Origin of the sequence: Pollutimonas subterranea (assembly GCF_002849655.1) — a bacterium.
Classification (GTDB): Bacteria; Pseudomonadota; Gammaproteobacteria; order Burkholderiales; family Burkholderiaceae_B; genus Pollutimonas; species Pollutimonas subterranea.
Window position 1 is genome coordinate 1 of the sequence record NZ_PDNW01000024.1, and the last position, 25,244, is coordinate 25,244.

26 protein-coding genes are annotated in these 25,244 nt (G+C 56.3%); 16 read left to right on the forward strand and 10 right to left on the reverse strand.

Annotation, left to right across the window (positions count from 1 at the left end; translation table 11 throughout):
* Positions 1–216: 216 nt before the first annotated feature.
* Positions 217–1,254, reverse strand: coding sequence for an AraC family transcriptional regulator (locus tag CR159_RS19220; RefSeq protein ID WP_233208411.1), 1,038 nt, complete (start codon positions 1,252–1,254; stop codon positions 217–219).
* A gap of 123 nt (positions 1,255–1,377) precedes the next feature.
* Here CR159_RS19220 and CR159_RS19225 point away from each other — a divergent pair, with 123 nt between their 5' ends.
* The 3 genes from CR159_RS19225 to CR159_RS19235 are packed head-to-tail and all read left to right on the forward strand — an operon-like array spanning position 1,378 to position 5,123.
* On the forward strand, positions 1,378–2,982 hold the full coding sequence (locus CR159_RS19225) for a long-chain-fatty-acid--CoA ligase (protein ID WP_102075568.1): 1,605 nt from the start codon (positions 1,378–1,380) through the stop codon (positions 2,980–2,982).
* A 41-nt stretch (positions 2,983–3,023) separates the two neighbouring features.
* Positions 3,024–3,815, forward strand: a complete 792-nt coding sequence (locus tag CR159_RS19230) for a crotonase/enoyl-CoA hydratase family protein (protein ID WP_102075569.1) — start codon at positions 3,024–3,026, stop codon at positions 3,813–3,815.
* A gap of 36 nt (positions 3,816–3,851) precedes the next feature.
* Complete coding sequence (locus CR159_RS19235; RefSeq protein WP_233208412.1) at positions 3,852–5,123, forward strand: ABC transporter substrate-binding protein; 1,272 nt, start codon at positions 3,852–3,854, stop codon at positions 5,121–5,123.
* A 57-nt stretch (positions 5,124–5,180) separates the two neighbouring features.
* Here CR159_RS19235 and CR159_RS19240 read toward each other — a convergent pair whose 3' ends face one another.
* Positions 5,181–5,717: a DUF2058 domain-containing protein gene (locus CR159_RS19240; RefSeq protein WP_102075571.1), complete on the reverse strand. Its 537-nt coding sequence runs from the start codon at positions 5,715–5,717 to the stop codon at positions 5,181–5,183.
* Positions 5,718–5,911: 194 nt separating this feature from the next.
* On the opposite strand from CR159_RS19240, the gene CR159_RS19245 reads away from it, so the two are divergent.
* The gene (locus CR159_RS19245) at positions 5,912–6,091 is read left to right on the forward strand and encodes a hypothetical protein (protein WP_143705485.1); all 180 of its coding nucleotides are present in this window, start codon (positions 5,912–5,914) and stop codon (positions 6,089–6,091) included.
* A gap of 51 nt (positions 6,092–6,142) precedes the next feature.
* On the opposite strand, the gene CR159_RS19250 is transcribed toward CR159_RS19245, so the two are convergent.
* From CR159_RS19250 to nirK, 4 genes are all read right to left on the reverse strand, one after another.
* Entirely contained in the window at positions 6,143–7,063 is a 921-nt protein-coding gene (locus CR159_RS19250) for a DNA/RNA non-specific endonuclease (protein ID WP_102075573.1), read from the reverse strand.
* A gap of 41 nt (positions 7,064–7,104) precedes the next feature.
* Positions 7,105–7,566: a hypothetical protein gene (locus CR159_RS19255; protein ID WP_102075574.1), complete on the reverse strand. Its 462-nt coding sequence runs from the start codon at positions 7,564–7,566 to the stop codon at positions 7,105–7,107.
* Between the two features lie 85 nt (positions 7,567–7,651).
* Entirely contained in the window at positions 7,652–8,182 is a 531-nt protein-coding gene (locus tag CR159_RS19260; RefSeq protein WP_102075575.1) for a hypothetical protein, read from the reverse strand.
* Between the two features lie 124 nt (positions 8,183–8,306).
* The gene (nirK, locus tag CR159_RS19265) at positions 8,307–9,695 is read right to left on the reverse strand and encodes a copper-containing nitrite reductase (protein WP_199173371.1); all 1,389 of its coding nucleotides are present in this window, start codon (positions 9,693–9,695) and stop codon (positions 8,307–8,309) included.
* A gap of 151 nt (positions 9,696–9,846) precedes the next feature.
* Here nirK and CR159_RS19270 point away from each other — a divergent pair, with 151 nt between their 5' ends.
* The 6 genes from CR159_RS19270 to CR159_RS19290 all read left to right on the forward strand — a co-directional run bounded on the left by CR159_RS19270 (position 9,847) and on the right by CR159_RS19290 (position 17,423).
* Entirely contained in the window at positions 9,847–11,850 is a 2,004-nt protein-coding gene (locus tag CR159_RS19270; RefSeq protein ID WP_102075576.1) for an OPT family oligopeptide transporter, read from the forward strand.
* Positions 11,851–12,023: 173 nt separating this feature from the next.
* Positions 12,024–12,149, forward strand: coding sequence for a hypothetical protein (locus CR159_RS22135; RefSeq protein ID WP_255398978.1), 126 nt, complete (start codon positions 12,024–12,026; stop codon positions 12,147–12,149).
* Positions 12,150–12,161: 12 nt separating this feature from the next.
* Positions 12,162–13,031: a c-type cytochrome gene (locus tag CR159_RS19275; RefSeq protein ID WP_102075577.1), complete on the forward strand. Its 870-nt coding sequence runs from the start codon at positions 12,162–12,164 to the stop codon at positions 13,029–13,031.
* A 45-nt stretch (positions 13,032–13,076) separates the two neighbouring features.
* A complete protein-coding gene (locus CR159_RS19280; RefSeq protein ID WP_102075578.1) occupies positions 13,077–14,459 on the forward strand; it encodes a cbb3-type cytochrome c oxidase subunit I in 1,383 nt (460 codons plus the stop codon).
* Between the two features lie 150 nt (positions 14,460–14,609).
* On the forward strand, positions 14,610–15,368 hold the full coding sequence (locus CR159_RS19285; RefSeq protein ID WP_102075579.1) for a CbbQ/NirQ/NorQ/GpvN family protein: 759 nt from the start codon (positions 14,610–14,612) through the stop codon (positions 15,366–15,368).
* A gap of 21 nt (positions 15,369–15,389) precedes the next feature.
* The gene (locus CR159_RS19290) at positions 15,390–17,423 is read left to right on the forward strand and encodes a nitric oxide reductase activation protein NorD (protein WP_102075580.1); all 2,034 of its coding nucleotides are present in this window, start codon (positions 15,390–15,392) and stop codon (positions 17,421–17,423) included.
* A 34-nt stretch (positions 17,424–17,457) separates the two neighbouring features.
* On the opposite strand, the gene CR159_RS19295 is transcribed toward CR159_RS19290, so the two are convergent.
* Positions 17,458–18,372, reverse strand: coding sequence for a LysR substrate-binding domain-containing protein (locus CR159_RS19295; RefSeq protein WP_102075581.1), 915 nt, complete (start codon positions 18,370–18,372; stop codon positions 17,458–17,460).
* 121 nt (positions 18,373–18,493) lie between these two features.
* Between CR159_RS19295 and CR159_RS19300 the strand changes: the two genes are divergently transcribed.
* Complete coding sequence (locus CR159_RS19300; protein WP_102075582.1) at positions 18,494–19,144, forward strand: FMN-dependent NADH-azoreductase; 651 nt, start codon at positions 18,494–18,496, stop codon at positions 19,142–19,144.
* A gap of 143 nt (positions 19,145–19,287) precedes the next feature.
* Positions 19,288–20,676 (forward strand): ATP-dependent RNA helicase DbpA, encoded by a 1,389-nt coding sequence (gene dbpA, locus CR159_RS19305; protein ID WP_102075611.1) that lies wholly within the window; start codon positions 19,288–19,290, stop codon positions 20,674–20,676.
* A gap of 22 nt (positions 20,677–20,698) precedes the next feature.
* Here the strand turns inward: dbpA and ribA are convergent, their stop codons facing one another.
* Complete coding sequence (gene ribA / locus CR159_RS19310; RefSeq protein WP_102075583.1) at positions 20,699–21,373, reverse strand: GTP cyclohydrolase II; 675 nt, start codon at positions 21,371–21,373, stop codon at positions 20,699–20,701.
* A 331-nt stretch (positions 21,374–21,704) separates the two neighbouring features.
* Here ribA and CR159_RS19315 point away from each other — a divergent pair, with 331 nt between their 5' ends.
* The 4 genes from CR159_RS19315 (at position 21,705) to CR159_RS19330 (ending at position 23,418) form a co-directional block, all read left to right on the forward strand.
* Positions 21,705–22,070: a hypothetical protein gene (locus CR159_RS19315; RefSeq protein WP_102075584.1), complete on the forward strand. Its 366-nt coding sequence runs from the start codon at positions 21,705–21,707 to the stop codon at positions 22,068–22,070.
* A 46-nt stretch (positions 22,071–22,116) separates the two neighbouring features.
* The gene (locus CR159_RS19320; protein ID WP_102075585.1) at positions 22,117–22,458 is read left to right on the forward strand and encodes a hypothetical protein; all 342 of its coding nucleotides are present in this window, start codon (positions 22,117–22,119) and stop codon (positions 22,456–22,458) included.
* Between the two features lie 33 nt (positions 22,459–22,491).
* On the forward strand, positions 22,492–22,692 hold the full coding sequence (locus CR159_RS19325; RefSeq protein ID WP_102075586.1) for a hypothetical protein: 201 nt from the start codon (positions 22,492–22,494) through the stop codon (positions 22,690–22,692).
* Positions 22,693–22,908: 216 nt separating this feature from the next.
* On the forward strand, positions 22,909–23,418 hold the full coding sequence (locus tag CR159_RS19330; RefSeq protein WP_102075587.1) for a hypothetical protein: 510 nt from the start codon (positions 22,909–22,911) through the stop codon (positions 23,416–23,418).
* A gap of 45 nt (positions 23,419–23,463) precedes the next feature.
* Here the strand turns inward: CR159_RS19330 and CR159_RS19335 are convergent, their stop codons facing one another.
* Together CR159_RS19335 and CR159_RS19340 are read right to left on the reverse strand one after the other, a co-directional pair.
* Positions 23,464–24,759 carry a TRAP transporter large permease gene (locus tag CR159_RS19335; RefSeq protein ID WP_102075588.1) on the reverse strand — a complete coding sequence of 432 codons (1,296 nt, stop codon included), beginning with the start codon at positions 24,757–24,759 and terminating at the stop codon, positions 23,464–23,466.
* A complete protein-coding gene (locus CR159_RS19340; RefSeq protein ID WP_158238568.1) occupies positions 24,756–25,217 on the reverse strand; it encodes a TRAP transporter small permease in 462 nt (153 codons plus the stop codon). Before CR159_RS19340 ends, CR159_RS19335 begins: the two co-directional genes overlap by 4 nt.
* Positions 25,218–25,244 lie beyond the last annotated feature (27 nt).

Consider the following 25,244-nt stretch of genomic DNA (forward strand, 5'->3'; position numbering starts at 1 on the left):
AGATGTTCAGTGGTACGATTTGGCATAGGCAATCCCGTTTGGTTGTGGCGTCGAATACCAGTAACCATAAGCCTTTGGCACGGGATTGCCTACCCGTTTCTACAACAATAATGAAATTTCCGGGCTAAGCGACCCCATCCAGCCCAGAGGCGATGAACCGACAAATACCTGATGGTCCTGGATCAATGACGGATCTCATCATGGCGTAGCCGCTATTTAGTTAAAATTCCGGTACGCGCCCGGCGTACTGCCCGTCGAGATCTTGAATGCCCGGTGGAAGACGGACACCGACTTGAAACCCAAGCCATGGGCAATGTCATCCAAGCTTTTGTTGCTGATGGTGAGGTCCAGAATGGCCAAGTCGCGACGCAAGCCGTCTTTTATGTTCTGGAAAGACGTGTTTTCGGCAGCCAGCCTGCGAATCAGTGTGCGCGTCGACATATGCAATGAGTCCGCCACTTCCGTCAAGGAATGGTGCAGCCGCCCCCCACTATGTAGATACTCGCGCACCTTCAACTGAAAAGAGTGCTCTTTATATGTGGTGAAGATCCAATCCCTGGGCGCCCTCTGCAAAAACGGCAGCAATTCGGCATAAGACCGCCTGAACCCTAGTTTTCCGATGCCTTCCGGAAAAGAAATTGACGAACAGGACGCGTTAAACGTAACAGCAACAGGAAATAGAATCCGATAATCCTCTGCGTACACGGGACAATCGAACCCCAGCGTAATCCTATGCAGCGGAAGTTCGCGCCCCACCAGCCAGGATGCCACGCCATGAATCAATTTCAACATCAACGCGTGTCCGAATCGATTCAGTGCCACGTCAGGCCGGCGTGGCCGTACGGCAATGCAAGGGTAGGTATCTTTATCGCTGAAAACCAGTTCATAGTCGTCCAACAATAAATTCCAGAATTGGGTAAACCGATACATGGCGACCGACACAGAACTGGCGTCGAGCAGACCTTTGCAAAGCAGCTTGAGAGCCCCGCTTCGAATGCTGCGCGACCAGAGCCCCATCATTTCGTCTCCGGTACCGACCGCCGCCGCCTGATACAAGCGCACCAGCTGATTATGCGTGACGCGGGCATTGTCCTGCTTTGTCAATGCAGCGGGAATGCCGGCCTGGTTCAAAAACTCGTTGAACTGCCCTTGTGCGCAAATACCCTCAAGGCTGGACAACAAGTCTTGTAAAAAGCCGATGGATACCGTGAAAGCGACAACGCGCTCGGTTGTCTCCTTTCCCGCCAGCATCATCCCAGCTCCTGCAAATTGGCACTATTTGTGAGTCTGTCGTCACTAAGCGTCATAGCCACGCCCCAAGGGGTTCCATAAAATAAATCCATAAGATCAAGCATCGACCGCACACAGGAGACAACGATGACGACACTGGGCAACATGATGAGTCTCCCGCTACTCATATCATCAATACTCACGCATGCTGTAAATAACAACCCGAACCAGCAGATCGTGACGGCCCTGGACGACGGAACCACGCACGAATATACCTACACAAACTTCGCCGCCCGAACGAGAAAACTGGCAACTGCATTAAATACCAGAAATATCCAGCCCGGCGACCGGGTCGGAACACTTGCCTGGAACACCTACCGACATCTCGAGATTTATTACGCGACATCCGGGATAGGAGCCATATGCCACACCATCAATCCGCGGCTACATCTTGATCAAATAGCCTTCATCATCAACGATGCCCAGGACTCGATATTATTTTTCGATCATCACTTTACCGCGTTGGTCGAGAAGCTGGCTACCTTATGCCCAAGCGTCAGGGAATGGATACTATTGAATGAAGGCGAACACAATAGCCGGCAAAGCGACTCATGGTCATCTTATTCCGACTGGCTGACCACAAGCGACACCGACTTTGCCTGGCCCGTCTTTGACGAAAACACGGCTAGCGGCCTTTGCTACACCTCGGGCACGACAGGAAACCCGAAAGGCGCACTGTATTCGCATCGATCCACTGTCCTGCACGCCTATGCATCGTGCCACCCGGACGCCGTGGGCATTTCTTGCCGGGATGCGGTCATGCCGCTGGTCCCGATGTTTCATGTCAATGCATGGGGCCTGCCCTACTCCAGCCTTCTATCAGGTGCGAAAATCGTCATGCCGGGAGCCAACCTGAAAGGCGATGCCCTTTACCGCTTGTGCGAATCCGAAGGTGTCAGCATATCGGCGGGTGTTCCATCGGTATGGCAAGGCCTCCTGGACCATACGCAAGCAAATGGTCTTGTCTTCAGTACGCTGCGGCGCGCCGTTATTGGCGGCGCGGCCTGCTCGGCACATATGATCGTGGCGTTTGCCCGCATCAACGTTGCCGTCAGGCACGCCTGGGGCATGACCGAGGTTTCTCCGTTGGGTACAGTGTGCACGCTGACCTCCGAGCACCAAAATTTGTCGGCGCAGGAACAACAAACGGTCCTGTCCTCGCAAGGACGCCCCTTGTTCGGCGCCGAGTTCAAAATCATTAATGAAAACGGACAAAGGCTGCCCCACGATGGCGCAAGCACCGGCAACCTGATGGTCAAGGGTAACTGGGTCATAGATACGTATTACCGGGATACGAAATCGGCACTGATGGACGGCTGGTTTCATACCGGCGATGTGGCCACCATCGATAAGCTGGGCTACTTGCGGATCACCGACCGAAGCAAGGATGTCATCAAGTCCGGCGGAGAATGGATCTCTTCCATCGATATTGAAAATATCGCCATGGAGCACCCCGATGTGCTCGTTGCCGCCTGCATAGCCCAGAAACACGAGAAGTGGGGCGAAAGACCTTTGCTGGTCGTGGTAAAGAAACCGTCGGCCACGGTGGGTGCAGCCGACATCCTGAATATGTTCATCAACCGCATCACGAAATGGTCAATTCCCGATGAGGTGAAATTCATCGACGACATGCCAATGACAGCGACGGGAAAGCTGCAAAAAAACGCATTGCGAAACTTATTTGAAAACTGAATTCAACAAGCTTGTCTTAAGAAAAGCCATCTGGAGTTTATATGTCAACGCCGTACCTTAAAACACATGAAATCGACCAAATAGGCGTTGTAACGCTTAACAGGGAAAGCAAGCGCAATGCCCTGGATGAAAGCGCGATTGCAGAAATCGACCAATATTTTTCCACTATCCCGTCGCATATCCGGGTCATCGTCATGGCAGCGAAAGGCGACCATTTCTGTGCCGGGCTTGATCTGAAGGAACACCACGACCAGGAGCGCAGCGCCGTGGACTTTATGCGCGTCTGCCAAAGCTGGCACCGTGCCTTCGATAAGATCCAGCACGGTGGTATTCCGGTCATCGCTTGCCTTCAGGGTGCGGTGGTGGGCGGCGGGCTGGAACTGGCAAGCGCCGCCCATATACGGGTTGCCGACATAAGCACCTATTTTTCCTTGCCGGAAGGAACGCGGGGCATCTTTACCGGCGGAGGTGCCACGGTCAGGACAGCCAAAATCATCACCCCGAACCGGATGGTGGAAATGATGCTGACCGGACGGGTAATGGATATCCAGGAAGGCTTGCGTTTGGGCCTGGCCCATTACGTATGCAACAGTCCGGAAAACCCCGTATCCGCTTACGATTTCGCCTTGTCGTTGGCGGAAAAAATAGCGGGCAATGCCCCCCTTTCAAACTATGCGATTGTCAGTTCAATCAACAAAATATCCGACATGTCGGCGACAGACGGTTTATTTGCAGAGGGATTAATGGCAGCAGTGGTACAGACCGGCAACGATGTCCAGAGCCGGCTTAATGATTTCGTCAACAAAAGGGCTCACAAAGTAAAACCAGGCTGATAGTCGGCAACCCTAACACCCGCAGGAGACATGAACATGAATAGAAAAAATCATTCAACAATACCCTTGAGCGGCGCGGCCGTGGATACTCGCATGGCACGTATCGTCACGTTATTGCTGGGATGCACCTTGGCACTATCAATGTCGTCCGCACAGGCTGAGACAAGCCTCAAGCCTCGGATCGGCGTGTTGACCGACATGTCCGGGACGTATTCCGATATCTCCGGAAAAGGGTCTGTTGTTGCCGCCCAGATGGCAGTCGAGGATTTTGCCGCCCAACACCCTGAGGTCAAGGCTGATGTTGTCTCTGCCGACCATCAAAATAAAACGGACGTTGGCCTGTCCATCGCGCGCGGCTGGCTCGACAACGAGCATGTGGACGTCATTGCCGAACTGACCACATCATCGGTCGCACTGGCGACACAACGATTGGTCACGGAAAAGAACAAGCTTATGCTGATTACCGGCGCCGGGTCGTCGGACATGACAGGCAAAGGTTGTACGCCAAACAGCATCAGCTGGGTGTACGACACCTACGGAATGGCAAATGGTACCGGGCGCGCCTTGGTGCGGGAAGGCGGCAAAAGCTGGTTCATGATTACCGTTGATTATGCGTTTGGCGAGGCGCTGGAACGCGATGCGGTCAAGTCGGTAATTGCGGAAGGCGGCACCATCGTTGGATCGGCACGCCACCCCCTCAGTTCGCCGGACCTGTCCTCACAAATTTTCGCGGCCATTTCGTCCAAGGCGCAGATAGTGGGCCTGGCCCATGCGGGCGGCGACCTTATCACCACGATCAAACAGGCTAAAGAATTTGGCTTGACGAAAGGTTCGCAGAACCTTGCCGCCCTGCTTATCTACATTTCCGATGTGCACGCCATAGGCCTGGAAGCGGCACAGGGCTTGTATCTGACGACAGCGTTCTATTGGGATCGCAATGACGAATCGCGGGAATGGTCCAAAAGATACTTCGAGCGCACGCAAAAAATGCCGACCATGGCCCAGGCAGGCGTTTATTCATCAGTCATGCACTATCTGAAGGCCGTACAGGAGACCAAGACAACCGACACGGCGACGGTCCGTAAAAAAATGGGTGAGACTCCAGTGAACGATATGTTCACGACCAATGGTGTCATTCGCGCAGACGGACGCATGATGAACGATCTTTATCTTGCCCAGGTAAAAACGCCGGAAGAGTCCAAGTATCCCTGGGACTATTACAAGATCGTGGGAACCATCGCAGCCAAAGACGCATTTCGTTCCGTAGCGGATAGCGAATGTGCATTACTGCGCAAAGACGGCGCCTGATCCCTTGGCCGCCAGACTCAGGCGGCCTCCCTCGGCATCAGTACGTACTCCACCGCCTTACCACATCAAGTCGTCCGGGACCTGGAAGGCGGCATACGGATCATCCTCATCGACCTCGGTGCTGGTCTTTTTCACCCGCACGACGAGCGAAGGATCACGCTCGGCGACTTTATCCGCGACTATCCTGGGCACCAGCTCGGTCGCGCTGCCTAGGCGGATGATTACAAGGCGCCCGGCTATCAAATGTGCCTGGACTGCCGCCGACACATACAGCCGTTCAATCGTCTTGCCGTGGGTAAAATTGTAGGCGATGTCGCCGGCGCCCTTGCTCTGGCGACTCTGCTGCACCATCTGGGCAATTTGCGCCGCAATCGCCTTTTGGTTGGCGGCTGCGACGCGCTGGGCATTGAGTTCGCGGGTCCGCTCGAGATTCTTGTGTTGCGCTTCAAGCGCGGCCAGCCTTGCCTCATCAACGCTTTGCGTGCCGGTTCGGCGCTCGACCTTCTTCTGCTTGCTCTTATCCTGGTTGGCGCGTTTGGCTTTGTTTTTGTCGACCAGCCCCGCTTTCAAAAGCTGCTCTTGCAGCGAGACCATATGTGTTACTCCGTAGATAGTATTCGAGGATGAGCGCTGCTTCCGATCTATCGCGACCGCTGCGCATTCAATGATGTTACAGGTTCAGATTGTATAGGTTGCGGCCCTTTCTTGTTATGGCTTTCGGGCATATTGATTGCTTTTACTTCGTGCTGGTGCAGCACCATTGGACTGGAATTCTTGAAGGAAGCACCATGAACACCGATAAGGCTGGCGACACGAGCCCCGAAGTGAAAGGCGACATCAAGGAAGCCGCCGGTATTACAAGCGGTCAGGACAGGGACCCGGGAGGCAAGGCAGAAAAAGGCCAACGGCCTTCGCCGCATAAGGACGAAGATAGTGAGGATGACATCGTCGATATGCCGGAAGAGTAGCCCCCTCACCGAACCCTGCCCTCCTTCTCCGGAGGGCACTTTTTTCAACGGTCAACGCCCGACTGTCGGCAATACTTGCAGCCCGGTGCGCCTGACAAACTCTTCGTAGCTGATGGGCAGCCCAGCCTTCGCGCTCGCCTTGTTTGCCTGCCAATGCACCCATGATCGTCCGGTCGTCGCATCGTGGACGACCTTGTACAAATAGCTCGGCACGGCCACCCGCCCGGCGCCAACAGTCTCCGGACGGTCGTCGTAAACAGGGCCGGTGAATACATAGACATCGCCGGCGGCGCGCATCACGTATTTGCGCGTGTCCTGCTCAATGTGGCTCCACGCCCCCCCATTCTGCGTTTGATTCTGCGGGACCATGTTGGCGAGCGAGAAGCTTTGTGCCATGGCCTGGGGATTATGCATGTCGCCAGCCGGCGCCATATGCCCCCGCGAATACCCCGATTCTCGATAATCATCCAGCTCCGCACGTTCGCCCTTCGGCAGCCGGGCCTCTGCGTAGAATCTGTCGCCACGCTCTATGCTTCTGGCATGCAATAGCATCTGACGGTTCAGGCGCTGGGCGACGAATACAGGCGTCCTGGTCCTGCCGCTATGCAGGATGGCAAATGATGAAAAACACAGCTCGCGGAGTGCCGGCCCACCGGGAACGATCGGAGGCTGGCCATTCGGAAAGAACTCTGGGCACTGTACAAAACTCGTGCGGACCTGCGTTCCAACAGGAGCCGTCTGCGAAGCGAGCTCATCCTGGCCTGGCAGGCCGAGTTCGCGCAGAAGCGGCTCAATCGGAATCTGCTCGCGCAACTGTGGGTTAAGTACACAGCTCGCAATGCTGAACGCGGCGATGGTGGAAGCGCTAAGCGCCTTGAAGAAGCGGAGGAGGCGGCCGGCGGGCGCCTTGCTTGATTTTGAGTTTGTAGAGTAGCGTCTTTTACGGGGAACTGGCTTTTTCTTGCTCGTCATTCAGCTGGAGATGGAATATCGCGGGTTGTTGCTCGATCGAGCTAGCGCTCCATTGTAGGCGAACGATCAACCATGTATTTCCCGCCACTCTTGAAGTTGGCGTCCTGCATTTCGGCAGTACAGCGGGAGTTGCCGTAGAACACGACCTTGCCGTCATGGGCCATGATGACCGCCGCCTCGGTAGCGGAATAGACCGCTGCATACTCGTAACAGGTAAAGCCATAGGTGTTGCCGGATTTCTCTTTGGGCGGCTCGCCCATCGCTTCGAGTATCGGCTTCAGATCCTGTCCAATATCGACCGAATACAAGACGGCTTGCAGCTTTTTCTGGCGTTCCTCGGCAACTGCCGTCGCCGCGTCGGAACCGCCCAGCGTTGTCTTCGCGACGTTGTAGCCGGCTTCCGCCATTTGCCCCGCCATCATCGGGGTACAGCCGGGCAAGGCGCCGAAACCGGTTGCCGCCGCGGCGATGAGTAATGTAATGGACCTGGTTATAGTTTGCATGTGTGCCCTCTCGCACCGACCTGGCATAGTTTGTCGCCTTCCATAGTAACGCTGCATCCTGCCTGGCACCAATCGCTCGATCGAATCACACCGTGCGTGCTACGTCAGCCCCCGACGCCGTCAATTTCTCCATGACGGCATCGCACTCGCGAGCATCCCGGGGATGCACGATCAGCGACCAGCGCCCCTCTTCAGTGGCGGTTTTCACGCGCTGGATGACCAGTTGGTGATCCGGGCGCGATGTGATCAAACCACCGAGCAGCAAGCCGGCTATGGTGCATAGAAAGATGATCGCCATGGCACTCAGGCCGGGGGAAGTGAGAATAGCGGGAAGGTCGGCGGCGTAGAGCGCGAACCAGACGAGAATGCCGGCGACCAGGCCGGCCAGTCCGAGCATTGCGTGGGCGCGTATCGCCGTTCGGGCTATACCCTGCGGTTCAGGCTCCAGCTTTTTTGCATAATCGCTTTCGTTCGGTTCCACGAGCAGGACTTGCGTACTCTGCAGGCCAACCGTGGATTTTAGGACGTCGGCGGTTGAAAGCGCCACCGACTCTGAATCAAACACCGCAGCGATCTTGGTCGTAGCCTTTTCACCAAATAATTTTTGCCAATTCATATGGGTTCCTGGACCGACCGGTCTTTGTAATGATAATGATCGGTCCAAGCAAGCAGCGTTCCCGGGCTTGGTGCCGGGAACGCTGCCTCGTCGCTACGACTTAAGGAGGCGCAACGCCTTACCCTTAATGTCCGGACGAATGATCGATCTTTTCAGTCGAGTGAAAGATCGTGTAGTCTTCCTTGCCGGTGACGCTAAGAATGCCCGACAAGCCTTTTTCAACCCGCGACAAGGCATGGTCCACAAGGATGTAGTTGCCCGGGACATCAACCTTGAATTCAACCATGGTGGCACCACCGGGTGGAACGAGCGTGGTCTGTACGTCGGTCAATGGAGGGCTGGTCAGCGATGCCTGATCGTAAACCTTGTCGAACACTTCGCCGATGACGTGAAAGCTGGACGTCAGGTTGGGACCGCCCACGCCAAAGAAGATACGCACTGTTTCGCCTACCGTGGCTTCCAGCTTGTACTTGGTGCTCAAGGCGTCCATGGAACCATTGAACATCAGGTGATCGGGATTTTCGTCCAGCAACTTCTCGAGAGAGAATTCCTGCAGGCCTTGTGATCCATGCTTCTGCGCGGTGTACAGCTCGCCCTGCATCACGTAGAACTCCCGGTCGACCTTGGACAAGCCACCCTCTGGTTCGACAAGAATCATGCCGTACATGCCGTTGGTAATATGCTGGGCCACCATAGGCGTGGCGCAATGGTAGACGAACAAGCCAGGATGCATTGCCTTGAAGGTAAAGCTCTTGGTTTGGCCGGGAGCCACTTGTGTAACTGCGGCACCACCGCCTGGGCCCGTAACAGCATGGAAATCCACAGAGTGAATGTGGGTGGCTTCCTTGGCATTGGTCACATTTACCGTCACGGTATCGCCCACCCGAATGCGGACAAACGGGCCTGGCACCTTGTTATTGAATGTCCAGTACTTGTAGGTGCTGCCGGTTGCCAGGCGCCCCTCTACCTCGGTTGTTTCCAGATCCAGCGTAATTTTCTTGGGTGCGCGTTTGCCGACTGGCTCGCCGACCGCTGTGGGGTCCTGGGAGATGTCCAATGCAGTGCTTTCGACCGGCTCTTGTGGTTCGCCCACGATCAGCTTGCCGAACATGCCTGCGGCCTTATGGCCCGGCAAGGTGCACAGATATTCGAATGTGCCGCTTTTGGTCGCCCGGAAAACAATCGCCGTGGACGCACCCTTGCCTATGATCTGATCCGATTGCGCGCCGAATGCCGGCACCGCTATATCGTGAATGGCACCGTCATCGTTGATGACGTTGATTTGCACAACGGCATTTTCAGGCACCTTCAGATCAGGATTGATCTGGCCCGCAATAGCGCCCGTGTCGCCAATGAACACCAGCTTGCCGTCGGCAATACTGGTTCGGAACGTGAAGGTGATATCTGGCGTGTACGTTACGTTGCCGCGCGTGGGCGCGGCTTCGGCAGCACCGGAAGGCGCCGCCCATCCCACTGAAAGGACAAAAGCCAAAAATGCATAGAATATTTTCATGAAACCCCCTTAATAAAGAAAATCAACCGTTCACTGAAGCCCGGCGTTTGTCAGCTGCGCTTACAATTCGCGATCGATGAAATATACCTCGTTATCCCTTATAGGGGGGGTATTGAGAGATTTCTTTCTTAAACCGCTTTATCCAGCCCACATGTCTACTTCCGAGCCTTCACTAAAAGAACTCACCCTGCGCGGGGTCATACTTGGCGCCATCATCACCCTGATCTTTACGGCGTCGAATGTCTATCTGGGGCTTAAGGTTGGATTGACTTTCGCTTCGTCCATTCCGGCTGCGGTCATTTCCATGGCATTACTGCGCGCATTCAAGGATTCAAATATCCTGGAAAACAATATCGTGCAGACCCAGGCGTCCGCCGCGGGGACTCTGTCCGCCATCATCTTCGTACTCCCCGCTCTGCTGATGCTGGGTTACTGGCAGGGTTTTCCCATGCTCCAGACTGCGATGATTTGTGCATCGGGAGGCATACTGGGAGTTATCTTTACGGTTCCCCTGCGCCACGTGCTGGTTGTCAAAAGTAATCTGCCCTATCCGGAAGGTGTCGCCGCGGCCGAAATCCTGCGCGCCGGCAATAAAGAAGGCGGCGGCCAAGGCCTCAGGGATATCCTTGCAGGCGCAACGATTGCAGGAGGCTTTAGCCTGCTGACCAACGGATTCAAACTTGCCGCCGAAAGCGCCAGCTATTGGTTCAGTGCAGGACGTGCCATTTTTCAATTGCCCATGGGATTTTCATTTGCCCTGGTTGGCGCCGGTTACCTGGTGGGCACCGTCGGTGGCGCCGCCATGCTGTTTGGCGTGTTCCTCTCGTGGGGCGTGGCCGTGCCTTGGCTCACCGCCATCACTCCTATGCAGGAAGGCGTGACAATCGCCGACTTTGCAGTAAGTCTGTGGGTTTCGAAGGTTCGCCTGGTGGGCGCGGGAATGATCGGTATCGCAGCCATCTGGACGTTGCTTACGCTGATCAAGCCCATGTACGAAGGAATGAAGATTTCCTTCTCAGTACTCAGGGGCGGATCAGGATCACAAACTCTGGCTCGCACCGATACGGACCTGGCACCCAAGACGCTGCTTCGCATTACCTTGCTCATGCTGGTCCTGCTGGCCGGTACGTTTTACTCGTTTGTTTCCTCGTCCGGCTTATCCACGGGCATGGCCTGGACCCTGGTCGTGGTGGGTACGCTGCTGTCGTTTTTGCTGGGCTTTCTGGTGGCTGCAGCTTGCGGCTATATGGCTGGCCTCGTCGGCTCATCGGCCAGCCCTATTTCGGGCATCGCCATTATCTCGATCATTGCGGTTTCCGTAATTTTCATGGGCATAGGCCAGTCTCAAGAACTCTTGGCCGACGCAGCTAATATCCAGTTCTTTACCGCCTTGGCCATTTTCTGCACTTCCGTGGTCGTTGCGGTCGCCGCCATTTCGAACGACAACCTGCAAGACTTGAAAACCGGCTGGCTCGTCCACGCAACACCTTGGCGCCAACAAGTGGCGTTGATTATCGGCGTTGTCGTGGGATCGCTGGCTATTCCGCCAGTACTTGAACTGTTGTACAACGCCTACGGCTTTATCGGCACCCTGCCCCGCGGCGACATGGATCCGGCGCAGGCTCTCGCCGCGCCCCAGGCGACGCTGATGATCACAATAGCCACCGGCCTTTTCGCCCATACCCTGGACTGGACTTATATACTGATCGGCATCGCCGCGGGGATCGCGATAATCATCATCGACGTACTGCTGGGCCGTCACACCTCCCGCTATCGGCTTCCTTCCTTGGCCGTCGCCATGGGCCTGTATCTGCCACCCACTATCGTAATGGCGCTATTCGTCGGGTCGCTTCTTTCATGGTTTGTGCAGCGGCGCATACGAACTGTGGCAAATAGCCGACATACTGACGCGGGGCCACTGCTTAAAAACGCAGAGCGCAAAGGCACGCTATTTGCCTCCGGCCTGATCGTCGGTGAAAGCCTGGTAGGCGTGGTGCTGGCCATGCTCATCGTGGTTTCCGTGGGGTCGGGCGGAAGCGACGCCCCGCTGGCACTGGTAGGAGAAGACTTTGCGTTGCAAGCCAAAATGATTGGCCTGGCGGCCTTCGTTGCAATGTGCCTGATATTCGTTCGTCGTGCGTTGAAAGATAAATAATGTGGCTTATACGATGCGTTTCCCGCATGAAAACTCGCAACAAGACATCATATCCGTATAAATTGGTTACCTCATCACGATTGAAGAAAGGGTAGTGTAGCGATAAGCATCAGAAAAAAAGCCGATTCGGGAAGTTTTGCCACGCGTGGCAGACAACAGGGGAGCGCTTCATCATGCAAGATTCGGGGTTATATCGAATACTCAAGATTGTGAGCTATGTTGTTCTGGGACTGGGAGGGGCGGCAATCTGCTATGCCGCCGTCATTGCCGGGATGTATTGGTCCGGCATCGGCGTCTAGGTGGAGACGGATATGAATAAAAAACAGACTCGTCTATTTGCGGTGGCATCCACCGGTATTGCCGCCCTGGTTCTTCTAGTGCTGACGCTGGACACCCACCGCCAGTTTCCCAAACTGACAAATTCCCACAACATCACAGATAGCGTTATCCGTGGGCAAAACGTCTGGCATGCCAACAACTGTATCAACTGCCACACGATGCTTGGTGAAGGCGCTTACTACGCCCCCGACCTCACCAAGATCACGCAGCATCGCGGCGCGCCGTACCTCACGGCATTTCTCAAAGATCCTTCCCAGTTCTACGACGAACAAAAACATCGCCGGCTGATGCCCAAGCAGGACCTCACCGACCAGGATATCGCAGACCTGATCGCGTTCATGGACTGGGTGAGCAAAGTCGACAATCAAGGCTGGCCTCCACGCCCTATCCTCGTAACCGGCGGCTCCATACCCGGCACCGACCTTTCTGTCGCACAACAGGCAGGTCGTTCCGAACCCGGTGGCTCCGGCGAATTGCCGCCGGGAGCACGGCCGGTCACTAGCGGCAATGATCCAATCGCAATAGGTGAAGCGCTCTTCAGTTCGGTGACGCCCACCTGTAACGCCTGTCACTCCACCGCGCCCGGGGTGAACCTGGCTGGCCCCACGCTGGCTGGTCTTGCGACCCGGGCTCAGGAAACGATGGCATCGCCCGATTACAAGGGAAAGGCCAAGACCGTCGAAGAATTCATTCACGAGTCCATCGTGGAACCTAGCGCCTATCTGCACCCTGGCGCCATGTATTCGGCCAACGGTACATCGTTCATGCCGACCACCTATGCAAAAGACCTGACACCGGAGCAGATTGCCCAATTAGTGGCTTACCTGGCAAGTTTCAAGTAGCACGCCAGCAAATCGGAATCGATATAAAAAAGATGAGGAGTCGCCATGCGCTATAAATCGCAATCTGTTGCCTACTGGTATTTTGCACTTGCCCTGATCCTGTTCGGCCTGCAAATCGTATTCGGCCTTTTGTCGGCGACCAAGTACCTGGGACCCGATCCGCTTCTGAACATCATGCCGTTCGATGTCACGAAAACGATACATACCAATCTGCTGATTGTGTGGCTGCTCACCGGCTTCATGGGTGCCACTTACTGGATGGTCAGCGACGAATCGCGCAGCGAAATCTATAGTGTGAAGCTGGCCTATATTCAACTGGGACTATGGGCCGTAATGGGTGTATCGGCCGTAGTCGGCTATTTCTTTCGCTATGGCACCGGCAACAAGTTTCTTGAACAGCCGCTGCCGCACAAGATAGTCATCGTAATCGTGATGCTCATGTTCCTGTACAACGTGGCCATGACCATAAAGCGATCCGGGCGCTTCACCACCACAGAAGGCGTGCTGTTATTGGGGCTGGGCAGTTCCGCCGTACTCTATCTGCCTGCGCTCCTGCACTACGAAAATTACATCGTATCCATTTACTATCGCTGGTGGACCATACACCTTTGGGTGGAAGGCGTTTGGGAGATGATACAAGCGGCTTTTCTCGCCTACTTGCTGATTCGCCTGTCTGGCGCCGACCGGGAGGTCATGGAAAAATGGCTTTATGTGATTGTCGGGCTGGTGTTCATAGCCGGCATACTGGGCACCGCTCACCACTACTACTGGATAGGCGTACCTACTTACTGGCTCCCACTGGGTGGCTTTTTCAGTGCACTCGAGCCCTTGGCACTGTTGGGCATGGCCATGTATGCCTATTCCGCCATGCGGCGATCCGGCGTCAAGCACCCCAACAACCTGGCCTTGCACTGGACCCTGGGCAGCGCCATATTCGGATTGTTCGGCGCTGGGTTGCTGGGCCTGGCCCATACTTTTCCTGACATCAACAAATGGACTCACGGCACGCTGATTACTGCGATGCACGGGCATGCGGCTTTCTATGGCGCCTACGCGATGATCGTGCTGGCCATGATTTCCTATGCCATGCCGTCCATGACACGCACTCCCCATGAAAGAGGAACCAGCGTCGGCTATTGGGCATTCTGGCTGCAGATCAGCGGCATGTTCGGCATGACTTTGTCGTTCGCCACTGCCGGAATCGGACAAGTGTACCTCGAACGCGTACTGGGCATCGGCTATCTTGACGTACAGCTCAAGATCCAGATCCACTTCGTCATGCTGGTCGCCTGCGGATCGTTGTTCGCCACCGGTGTGGGCCTGTTCATCTATGACTTTTTCCGACATATCCCCGGTTCGCGAACGTCGGATGCGGCGACAGGGGCTCCGTTCGCGGCATCACCGGCCACCAGCACGAGGGTAGGCTAGGTGAATGAAGCAGGTCGCCGCAACAAATTGGTCGAGCTCGGTGCTTCCGTCTTCCCGGATCGCGCGGAGCCATCCAGGAAGCCTTCCGGCGACCCGTTGCCGGAACCGTTAACGGAGCCGTCGCCGGAGCCGTTAACGGAGCCGTTCTACATGCCGTCCGGCAATGAAATTGCCGTATTCGAACAATGCCACGCCAATCAATTGGCGGTGATGCTGAAGGGGCCTACCGGCTGCGGCAAAACGCGCTTTGTGGAGCATATGGCCTGGCGCCTGGGCCGGCCCTTGATCACCGTGTCTTGCCATGACGACCTGACTGCCAGCGACCTCGTTGGCCGTTTTCTTATTCATCACGACCACATGGCATGGCAAGATGGGCCCCTTGCCAGCGCCGCGCGCCAGGGCGCCATCTGCTATCTGGACGAGGTGATCGAGGCACGCCAGGACACCGTCGTTGTCCTGCACTCGCTGACAGATCACCGGCGCACCTTATCCGTGGAAAAAACGGGGGAACTCATTCAGGCCGATCCTGGGTTCCAGCTGGTGGTGTCCTATAACCCCGGCTACCAACGCATGTTGAAAGACATGAAGCCCAGTACCCGGCAGAGGTTCGTCGCGCTGGATTTCGACTTTCCGCCGACCGAACGCGAGATTGCCATCGTGCTGCGCGAAGGCGGGACCGACGCCGCCACGGCGCAAGCGCTGGTCACGCTGGCCCATAAGCTGCGCGGACTGCATGACCGGGGATTGGCCGAGGTTCCCAGCACACGGCTCCTGGTAGCGACCGCCAAACTTATCGCCGGAGGCATTCCTGTGCGACAGGCCTGCTACGTGGGGCTGGTCGCGCCCTTGTCGGACGATTTGTCGCTGGCTGGTGCCATGCGCGACCTGGTGGACCTGACCTTTGTCTGAACCAGCCACGGAGAGCCATTTATGGCGGAAGCCGAAGATGTCATCACCGATGCGGCGCGCCATGCGACGATCTTTGCGCGGCAATTGTGGAAACGCCATCAGGGCGCGTCCAACATGCCGAGAATCATACAGCTTGCCGAGGTCGCCGACCGCCTGGATTTGCTGATCGGTGCTGTCTTTGGCACTCACTATCCATTGCGCACTGCGCAAGCGCCCGCTGCACGAACTTTGCTCGCGAGGCTGTTCCGACGCAATGACCTGCCTTCCCCCGCCCAAGCAGTGCCATCGACCGATGGACGCTCTTTATGGCTGCCAGCAGACCTTCAGAGCGCTGATTTTGATTTAAGCCTGGACCAGTTTAGAACGATGGCCCTGCAACAGGCCATGCGTGCATTCCGCGGTAACGCGCGAAAGATTGCAAGCCTGCCCTCGCCCATGGAGCGCGATACATGCCTGATCGTTGAGGCCTGCGCCAGCGATCAGGCCTTGATCGCCATGCTGCCTGGCCTGGAACCCGCCATTCATGCGCTGCGCCAACAGGCACTCGGCGCCCGTCCGCCCCTACCTACGATTTCGCCTCTTCACCACCCGCTTGAACGGCTGTTGCGCGCTATCCTGGCCAGCCCCGGCGCATCACCGCCCCCCGAGCTGGCCGGATGCATGGCACCTGCCACATTAGTGGCGCAAGGTCGCAAGCTGGCGCTACGACTTGCCCCTATAGACCTCGCATCGTCGAAATGGGGCAAGACTGCCGTGTACAAAGACCGCTGGACGGGCGATGTCCAGTTGGCCGATCCCCTTGCCGCCGGCTTCAACGCCACCGGCGCCCCGGGCGACACCGACGGCACGCAAAAGCCCCGCAGCGCCACGTTGACGCGCCGCCCCAAGGTTCGCGACGCCATCGAAGACGAAGACGACGACGAACAAGGCGTATGGATGATCCAGCCATCCCAGCCGAACGAGCACGCGGAAGACCCCATGGGGATGCAACGCCCCACCGATCAGGACGACGAGACCCCTCCGGAGGAGTTTGCCGACTCGCTATCGGAGCTGGCCGAAGCACGGCTCGTATCGACACCAGGAAGTCCCAAGGACATCCTCTTGTCGGACGATCCACCCCAAGCTCATGCAGGACACCAAGACGACAGCGTCGCAGACGCCGGCTCATCGCAACTGCGTTACCCGGAATGGGACTGCCGGATCAGCGCTTACCGCGATCCGGGAGCAACCGTGCACTTATTGAAGCCTGGGCTAGGTCCCATCGAATGGGTCAAGGAAACGCTGGAAAAACATCAAAGCATGCTCGGCGTCATACGGCGGCGCTTCGAGATGCTGCGGCCGGAACGCATCCGCTTGCGCAAGCAACTGGAAGGCGACGGCATTGATTTGGCCGCCTATACCGAAGCACTTGCAGACCGGCGCGCCGGGCTGGCCATGCCTCAGGGCCTCTACGAAAGCCAGCGTCCAGGCAAGCGGGATATGGCCATCATGCTGTTGATCGACATCAGCGGATCCACCGACTCGTGGCTGTCATCCGTACAACGCGTCATCGATGTAGAGCGCGAAGCCCTGTTGCTGGTATGCACTGCGCTGGAAGGCTTGAACGAGCCCTATTCCGTCCAGGCATTCTCCGGCGAGGGTCCACAGGGCGTTACCGTGAGCGCCATCAAGGATTTTGACGAGCGCTACGATATACAGGTCGCACAGCGCATCGCCGCATTGGAACCGGACCGCTATACGCGTACGGGCGCGGCCCTGCGCCATGCGAGCATGCTGCTCATGAAACAGCCGGCGCAACACCGTCTTTTGATGCTGCTGTCGGACGGAAAGCCCAATGATGCCGATGAATACGACGGTCGCTACGGCGTAGAGGACATGCGACAGGCCGTCAACGAAGCCAAGCTGCAGGGCATCTTCCCCTTCTGCCTGACTATCGACAGACAAGCGGCGAGCTACCTGCCCGCTGTATTCGGGCCGCGCCAGTATGCATTGCTGCCCAAACCGGAAATGCTTCCCACTGTGTTGCTAGACTGGATGCGCCGCCTGCTTGCATGACGACATAGCGTCCGCTGACATCTTGGGCCTCGCCTCAGGAAGCCAACGACCAAGGGTGCTGGGCAAGGCGATCCCCGAGGAAATCCAGGAACGAACGTACCGCCGGCACGAGTCCCCGGCGTGATGCGAATACAGCGTGGACAATGCCAGGCTGTGGCGCCCACTGCGGCAAGACATGAACCAGCCGGCCGTCTGCAATTTCCTCGCGGCACATATAGTCGGGCAACACCCCCATGCCGACGCCGCCAAGCACCGCAAATTTCAACGTCAGGAGATCGTCCGCGACAAATCCCGGCTTATGCGACACGGCGTACTGTGCGCCATGAGGACCGAATAATTGCCAAGTGGCACGTCCATCATTGACGGACATTGACACCGAATCAAGCAATGAAAGATCGCTGGGATCGGCAGGCGTGATCTGGCGCTCAAGCTGCCTTGGACTGGCAACAAGGAAAGTATGGCTAAGCCCCAGGTGCTTGATGACGGCGCTACCACTGTCGGCCAGTGTTGCGCGAACCCGCAGCGCCACATCGACGCCCTCTTCGATCAAGTCCACAACATGATTGCTGACGCGCATATGCACCTGGACCTGCGGATACATCAAGAGATAGTCGGACAAAATGGGCCCCACCGCATTCTGCGCAAGCGTGACCGGGCACACCACCCGGATGAGACCTCGCGGCTCTGACTGTACCTGGGCAACGGCGGCCTCGGCAGCCAGCGCTTCCTCACGCATTGAGGCGCAATGGCGGTAATACAGCTGTCCGACCGTGGTGAGGGAAATCTTTCGCGTCGTTCGCTGAAGCAGCCTGACTCCCAAATGGGCTTCGAGAGCGGCCACGCGGCGCGACAGGCGCGACTTGGGTACGCCCAGCGTGCGGCCCGCGGCGGCAAAACCACCCTGATTCACGACTTCGGCGAAGTACATCATGTCGTTCAGATCTTGCATCGCTTATCCATTGGGTTTGTTTTCAGGACAATCTATCGCAGTTTTACAGTCTTATCAATAAACAAGTGCTAATGCAAAATGGGAACCATGCACTGTTGCTGTAAACAAATCTGGAGCACATATGAAACTTCTACACGTCGACTCAAGCATTAATGGCGCCAACTCCGTCTCGCGCAAACTCACCAAAGACATCGTTTCCCAATGGATGGCTGATCACTCCAACACCCAGGTCGAATACCTGGATCTGGCGGCCGATACGCCCAGCCATTTTTCCCAAGACGCCATGGGCTTCCGGCTTCCGCCATCAAGCGTCGCACTGACCGAAGCCCAGCGCCGCGAAAATGACCTGTCGGAAAAGCTGGTATCGCAGTTCCTGGCCGCCGATGTGATTGTGGTGGGCTCGCCTTTGTATAATTTTTCGATCTCCAGCCAACTCAAGTCCTGGATCGATCGCCTGGCCCAGGCAGGACGTACATTCACCTACACGGCAAACGGTCCCGAAGGATTGGCAAAGGGCAAGATCGTCATTGCCGCGCTCAGCCGTGGCGGCATCTACTCAACCAGCGAAGCTGGGCAGGCCATGGAACACCAGGAAAGCTACCTGAAAACGATATTCGGCTTCTTTGGCATTACCGACGTGCGCGTAGTGCGAGCTGAAGGTACTGATATGGGCGCCGAAAGCCGCACAAAGGCGCTGCAGACCGCTGATGAATGCATCAAGGTCCTGGCCACAAACTCGTTTGACCCAAGCACGGCTGAAGTCGCAGCCTGACGGTCAATAGCGCTCGAGACTGTCCGCTTGCGTTGCGAAGCGGCTACAGTCCGACGCTAATCAGGGGCTACAATCAGGCCAGACATCTCGACCCCGATCCAATCCTGGCGCGGGGCCGGGACGAACTGAAACGCTTGCCTATTGTGACCCCCCTCTCTTTCTCTTCCCTGCCGCTCTCGCGCGCCATACTCGACAATCTTGATAACCTTGGTTATCAAGCCATGACCCCTATCCAGGCGCAAGGCCTGCCACTCATCGTCGAAGGCCGCGATCTCATCGCCCAGGCCAAGACGGGTAGCGGCAAGACAGCAGCATTCGGCCTCGGCATTGTCCACTCACTGAACGTTGCCTTGTCGTCGACCCAGGCGCTGGTCCTCTGCCCCACGCGGGAACTTGCAGAGCAGGTCGCCAACGAACTGCGGCGCTTGGCGCGTGCATTGGGCAATACCAAGATCATTACGCTATGCGGCGGAACACCCATACGCCCGCAAGTCGAATCCCTCAAGTTTGGTGCCCACATCATTGTTGCCACGCCCGGCAGGCTAATGGACCACATCGACCGCAATACGGTGGACCTGTCCCGAATCAAGACGCTGGTGCTGGATGAAGCCGATCGCATGCTTGACATGGGCTTCTACGACGATGTCAATCACATCGTCAACGCCTGCCCCGCTCAACGCCAGACCCTGCTGTTTTCGGCCACTTATGCCGACGACATCCGCAAGGCCAGTGCGCGTTTTCTCAAAAAACCGGCGGAAGTCAAAGTCGAATCCGTCCACGACGCCAGCCATATAGAACAGTTTTTCTACGAAATCGAAGCCGATCGCCGGCTCGCCGTCGTGGGGCAGTTGCTCGAGCATTTTCGGCCTGTGTCCACGCTGGCCTTTTGCAATACCAAGGCGCAATGCCGCGAGCTGGTCAAGTATCTCGAGTCGCGAGGTTTCAGCGCCCTGTCCCTGCATGGAGACCTCGAACAACGCGAGCGTGAAGACGTGCTGGTTCAGTTTTCCAATCGAAGCTGTTCGGTGCTGGTGGCCACTGACGTCGCTGCGCGCGGCCTGGATATCCAGACACTGGATGCCGTCATCAACGTCGACGTAACGCCGGACCCGGAAGTTCATATTCACCGCATCGGTCGTAGCGGTCGGGGCGGAGCCAAGGGCCTGGCGCTCAGCCTGTGTTCGCCCGATGAAATGCGATGGGCGACCCAGATTGAGAAGTACCAAAACCAGCCTTTGGTATGGGTGAACCCCAAGACACTCAAGCCTGCGCCAGGCGGCCGCCTTAATCCCCCGATGATCACGCTATGCGTGCAAGGTGGGAAAAAAGACAAGCTGCGGCCGGGCGACTTGCTGGGCGCCCTGACCAAGGACGCCGGCTTCGCCGCCGACCAGATCGGAAAGATCAACATCCTGGAATTCGTAAGCTTCGTCGCCCTGGACAGGCATATCGCCAAAGATGCCTACGACAAGCTGAGCAACGGCAATATAAAAGGCCGTCGCTTCAGGATGCGCTTTATGTCGGAAATCTGACGCCCACACCCTGCCCTATGGGTCAAAGGTGCTCTTTAAGCCAATGACCCAGCTTGGCCGCCTTGGTGCTGAGGTAGTTTTCGTTGAAGGGATTGCGATTTACCTGAATAGGTATGCGCTCGACTACAGGCACGCCAAGGCTTTCAAGGGTATTCACCTTGCGTGGATTATTCGTCATGAGCCTCAACGACGTAATGCCGAAGTGATCCAGCATGGGCTTGCACAGGTCGTATCGTCGCATGTCGGCCGGAAAACCCAACTGTTCGTTGGCCTCGACGGTGTCGGCGCCGGCATCTTGCAACTGATAGGCACGTATCTTGTTTACCAAGCCGATGCCGCGTCCTTCCTGCCGCATATACAGCAAAGCGCCGCGCCCTTCGGCAGCGATGGCCCTGAGTGCGGTTTCAAGTTGAGCACCGCAATCACAACGCTGGCTGAACAGAGCATCGCCCGTCAAGCATTCCGAGTGTACGCGAGCCATTACGGGCTCGCCATTGTTGACGTCGCCTAAGGTAAGCATGACATGCTCTTTACCAGTGGCGGCTTCGACGAACACATGGATGCCGAACGTGGCCCACGGAGTCGGCAATTCGCTTGATGCGACGTAGTCGAGTACCTGGACCGCGGGTTTGGGCGGTTCATTTCCTGATTTTTCGAATTCCAATACGCCAGCGTCAGCGCCATACAAGGGCTGCATAAATAAACCTCGAAACAGAAGTACACCGGAGATTAACATTCTTCAATCGGCTTATGTCGCGACGCAGCATGCCTCGCGGCCTATGCGCCGAGTTTCCACAAGCGGTCTCCGGGCCGCGAGCCTGACCATCATGATACTTCTACGCTGACAACAGCAATAGTGGCGGCAACAGCTTTCACTGTCTCGCACAGAGGACAATCTGCCGGGATACCCTATTGCGACCGGCCCGTTTAATACGCGTCGGCGAAAACCCAGATAAAATGGAGAAGTCCAGCAAGTCGGTGAACGCCATCGGGCGCACTGACGGCTTTAATTTTGAAGACTTGTAAATTTGAATACTACACCGATCGAATCCTGGGGCTTTCTACATCCCGAATGCCACGGTTCCAAGGCCCTGATGTTTTTCAGTTGGGACCTGGCCAAGACCATTGAACAGCAGTTCACCTTGCACGCTCAGTCGTCTTTGGCCATACAACTGTACGAGGCGCAAAAAGCGGTCGACCGTCTGCTTAATCAATATGTACAGATACAAGCCAACCCCGATGCGTTCGAAGGTCAAAGCATCGAGTTGCACCTTGAGAGCGACGAGGCCGACCCTGACACCGCCCCAGTTCTTGCGCTCCACACTTCACCTCACCTCGAACAGCTGATCATCGAATCGCAGGCCCAGCAACAGGCATCGCGCGCCATCAACTAGAACGACGCATATCCAGTCGTATGCGCGGTCCATCAACGGAGTCCACATGACTACAAAGCAATGGGGCTATGAACGCGCCGATTGTCGCGGAAGCTTCGCGCTAAGCCTGTTCCTGGACGACATGGATCGTCTTATCGAGCACTACACCGCACAGGCCGCAGTACAACCCGACGCCGTACTGTTTCAAGCCCAGGCCGCCGCCAATAAACTGGTGCAGGCCTATGGAAAGAACGCGCGCAACACGACAGCCTTTAGCAACCAGTTCATCGAGATCAAGTCTGTGGTCGATGACAAGGGCATGCTGGTGCTTGTTCCGATCTTTTCAAGTGGACTGAAGCAAAAGCTTGTCGAACTGCTTAATCGGAGCAACGGGACCAGCGTCCATTAGATCGTACGCGCTCATGTCACCTGGAATGCGTGTATGAAAATCACCATTATTCTGCTAAGCATTCTTGCCGCCACGGCAATGTGGTGGTGGACGGTACGATCCCACCGAAACGCCGGAAAGCCTGGATTCGCCCAGCGGTTCAAGAATCTCTTTAAATGCCTGGCTGCCGGAGCCGTCGTTTACTTCGTCCTGATGGCTTGCGCCCTCGCTTACTTAATGGTTACGACGCCATAACGACGAATACGAATGGCCACATCCATACACGAAGCGAATAAGACTTGCAAGATCGCTCAAAATGAAATGTAATAGGCCTTACAAAACGTGGTATTCCTCTGCGCAAATGTAACTCGCGTCATGAACCATTTCTTTTGATGCAGCATGAATGCCACAGTCGTCATAATCAGGGGCCCTGCAAAAGGGCGTCCACGTTTTTTCACTATGAGTCCCATCATGCCTGCTATTGCCCATAAAATTCTGGCCGGCGTGCTGTTCGTATTAGCCGGCCACGTTGCCGTTGCCGCCCCCACGCAATGGCCGACCAGCCCGTCGCGAACTCAACTGCCGACGCCTTACGGAAACCTGCACGTTGCCAACAATGAATATGTATACGAGTCCCGCCTGCAGATCGACGATGCCGATATCGATCCCATGGTGCAGGGCATCCTGAACATTACCTACGCGTTCAGTACACCTAATTCCCATACAGCGCTCGTATCGATTAATACAGGGAATAACGCCTGCCCGTACACGTACCGATGGGTCGTCCTTGAAAAATCCGGCTACAGGGTTTCACCCGAGTTCGGGTCGTGCAACGATCAAATCAAGGTGACGGTGAAGGGGCGCAAGCTAACGATGCTTACCCCGAGCGCTCATACACCCAACAAGGTAGACATGTACGTCTACGACGGCAAGACGCTGAAGCACCGCAGTGCGCAAAGCGTTGCCGATAAAGGGCGCTAACAGCGGCACATGTGGGGGCGAGCTGCGGCGCAATGTTTTCCCGCATCAGGGTTTCATCACCTGATAGGGCAGCCATGTTGCTATCGACGGCACAAGCATTACCAGCAGCAGTGCCAATAGCATTACACCCAGGAAGGGCCAAATGGCTCGTACACCTTCCGAGAACGGTATTTTTGCGATGCTGGACGTGATGAATAGCAGAAGAGCAACAGGCGGGGTCAGACCACCGATCTGGGTGATCATCACCATAATGATGCCAAGCTGAAGCTGGTCAATTTGAAACACCGTGCCGATATAAACGATAGTCGGCACCATCACCACGATTACAGCCAAACCATCGAGCATCATGGTCAAGACCAGCATGACGGCAGTCAGCAAAAGCAGCATCAAGAGTCGGCTTTCGGTGACACCTCTCAGCGCATTCAAAACCTCATCATTGAAGTTCAGATAGCTCAGCAACCATCCCAGCACGCCTGCCATCGCGACAATTCCTGCGACCATTGCAGTTGTGATTGCCGCATCGACGAGCACACTGGGCAGATCACGCCAGCGCATAATGCGATACCACACCATGCTTACCACCAGGCTATATACACAGGCGACGACACCAGCCTCTGTCGCGGTGAACACGCCTCCCAGGATACCGCCCATGATGACGACCGGCGCCAACAAGGCAGGCCATACTTTGACCGTGGCGCGGGCGATCTGCTTCAAGCTGGCACGCGGCAATGTATGGCGCAACTCAGGATAAGCTGGTAGATACGACATGCCGTAGATTAGCGTCATCAGGAGCACGGCTATCATGAGCCCAGGCATGACGCCCGCCATAAACAAGCCGCCGATCGATACACCTGTTATCGAGCCGTAGATAATCATCGTCATGCTGGGAGGGATGATTGGTCCTATGGTTGAAGCTGCTGCTACCACGGCCGCCGCATAGCCCGGGCGATAGCCGCTGTCTTTCATAGGTGGAATAATTACAGAGCCGACAGCGGCCGCTTCGGCTGCGGAGGATCCGGAAATGTTTGCCATGGCGGTGCACGACAGGATGGCGGTATGTCCGAGACTTCCGCGGATATGGCCAACGACCGTTTGCGAAAACTGAATTAATCCGGCGCTCAGACCGCCACGCGTCATGATGGCGCCCGCCAAAATGAAGTACGGCAGTGCCAGCAAGCTGAAGGAGTCGAGCATCGCAAAAGCCTTTTGCGGCATGAGCGCTGGGACCAAGCCCGGAATTACCATAATACTGGTCAGACTTACCGACGCGATGGCAAGCAGAATGGGTACGCCCAAAAAAATAAGCGTGAGCATGCAGATAAAAATAATGACCAGTGTCATGAGGGCTCTCCCGCTGCACGGCTGGAGGCCAATCGTGCGACAACGCTAAGAACCAGGTACGCGCCACCGACCAGCATGCCGCAGTAAACCCAAGCCATGCTGACCCCTAAGCCAGGACTTTCCTGGAACTGTGTCACCTTCATAATTCGCCATGTCAGCATCACTAGCGCACCGCCCAGAAGCAGCCACAAGACATCAGAGAACAATCCCAGGAAACGCTGTAATGCAAGCGGAAAAAGGCCAACCAGCGAGTCCACACGAAGATGAGCCATGCGATTGTAGGCAAGCGGAATCGCAATGAACACCAGCCAGATAAACGCGTATTTCTGAAATTCCTCGCTCCAGCTTAACGAAATATTGAAGAAAAAACGGTTGAAAACCTGGAGTGCGCCTATCGCAACCATGGCAGCAAATAAGATGGTCACCATGATTTCGGCAAGCCCATTGACGTAACGCATGGGGTGTCCTTTAGATATGAACTTCGA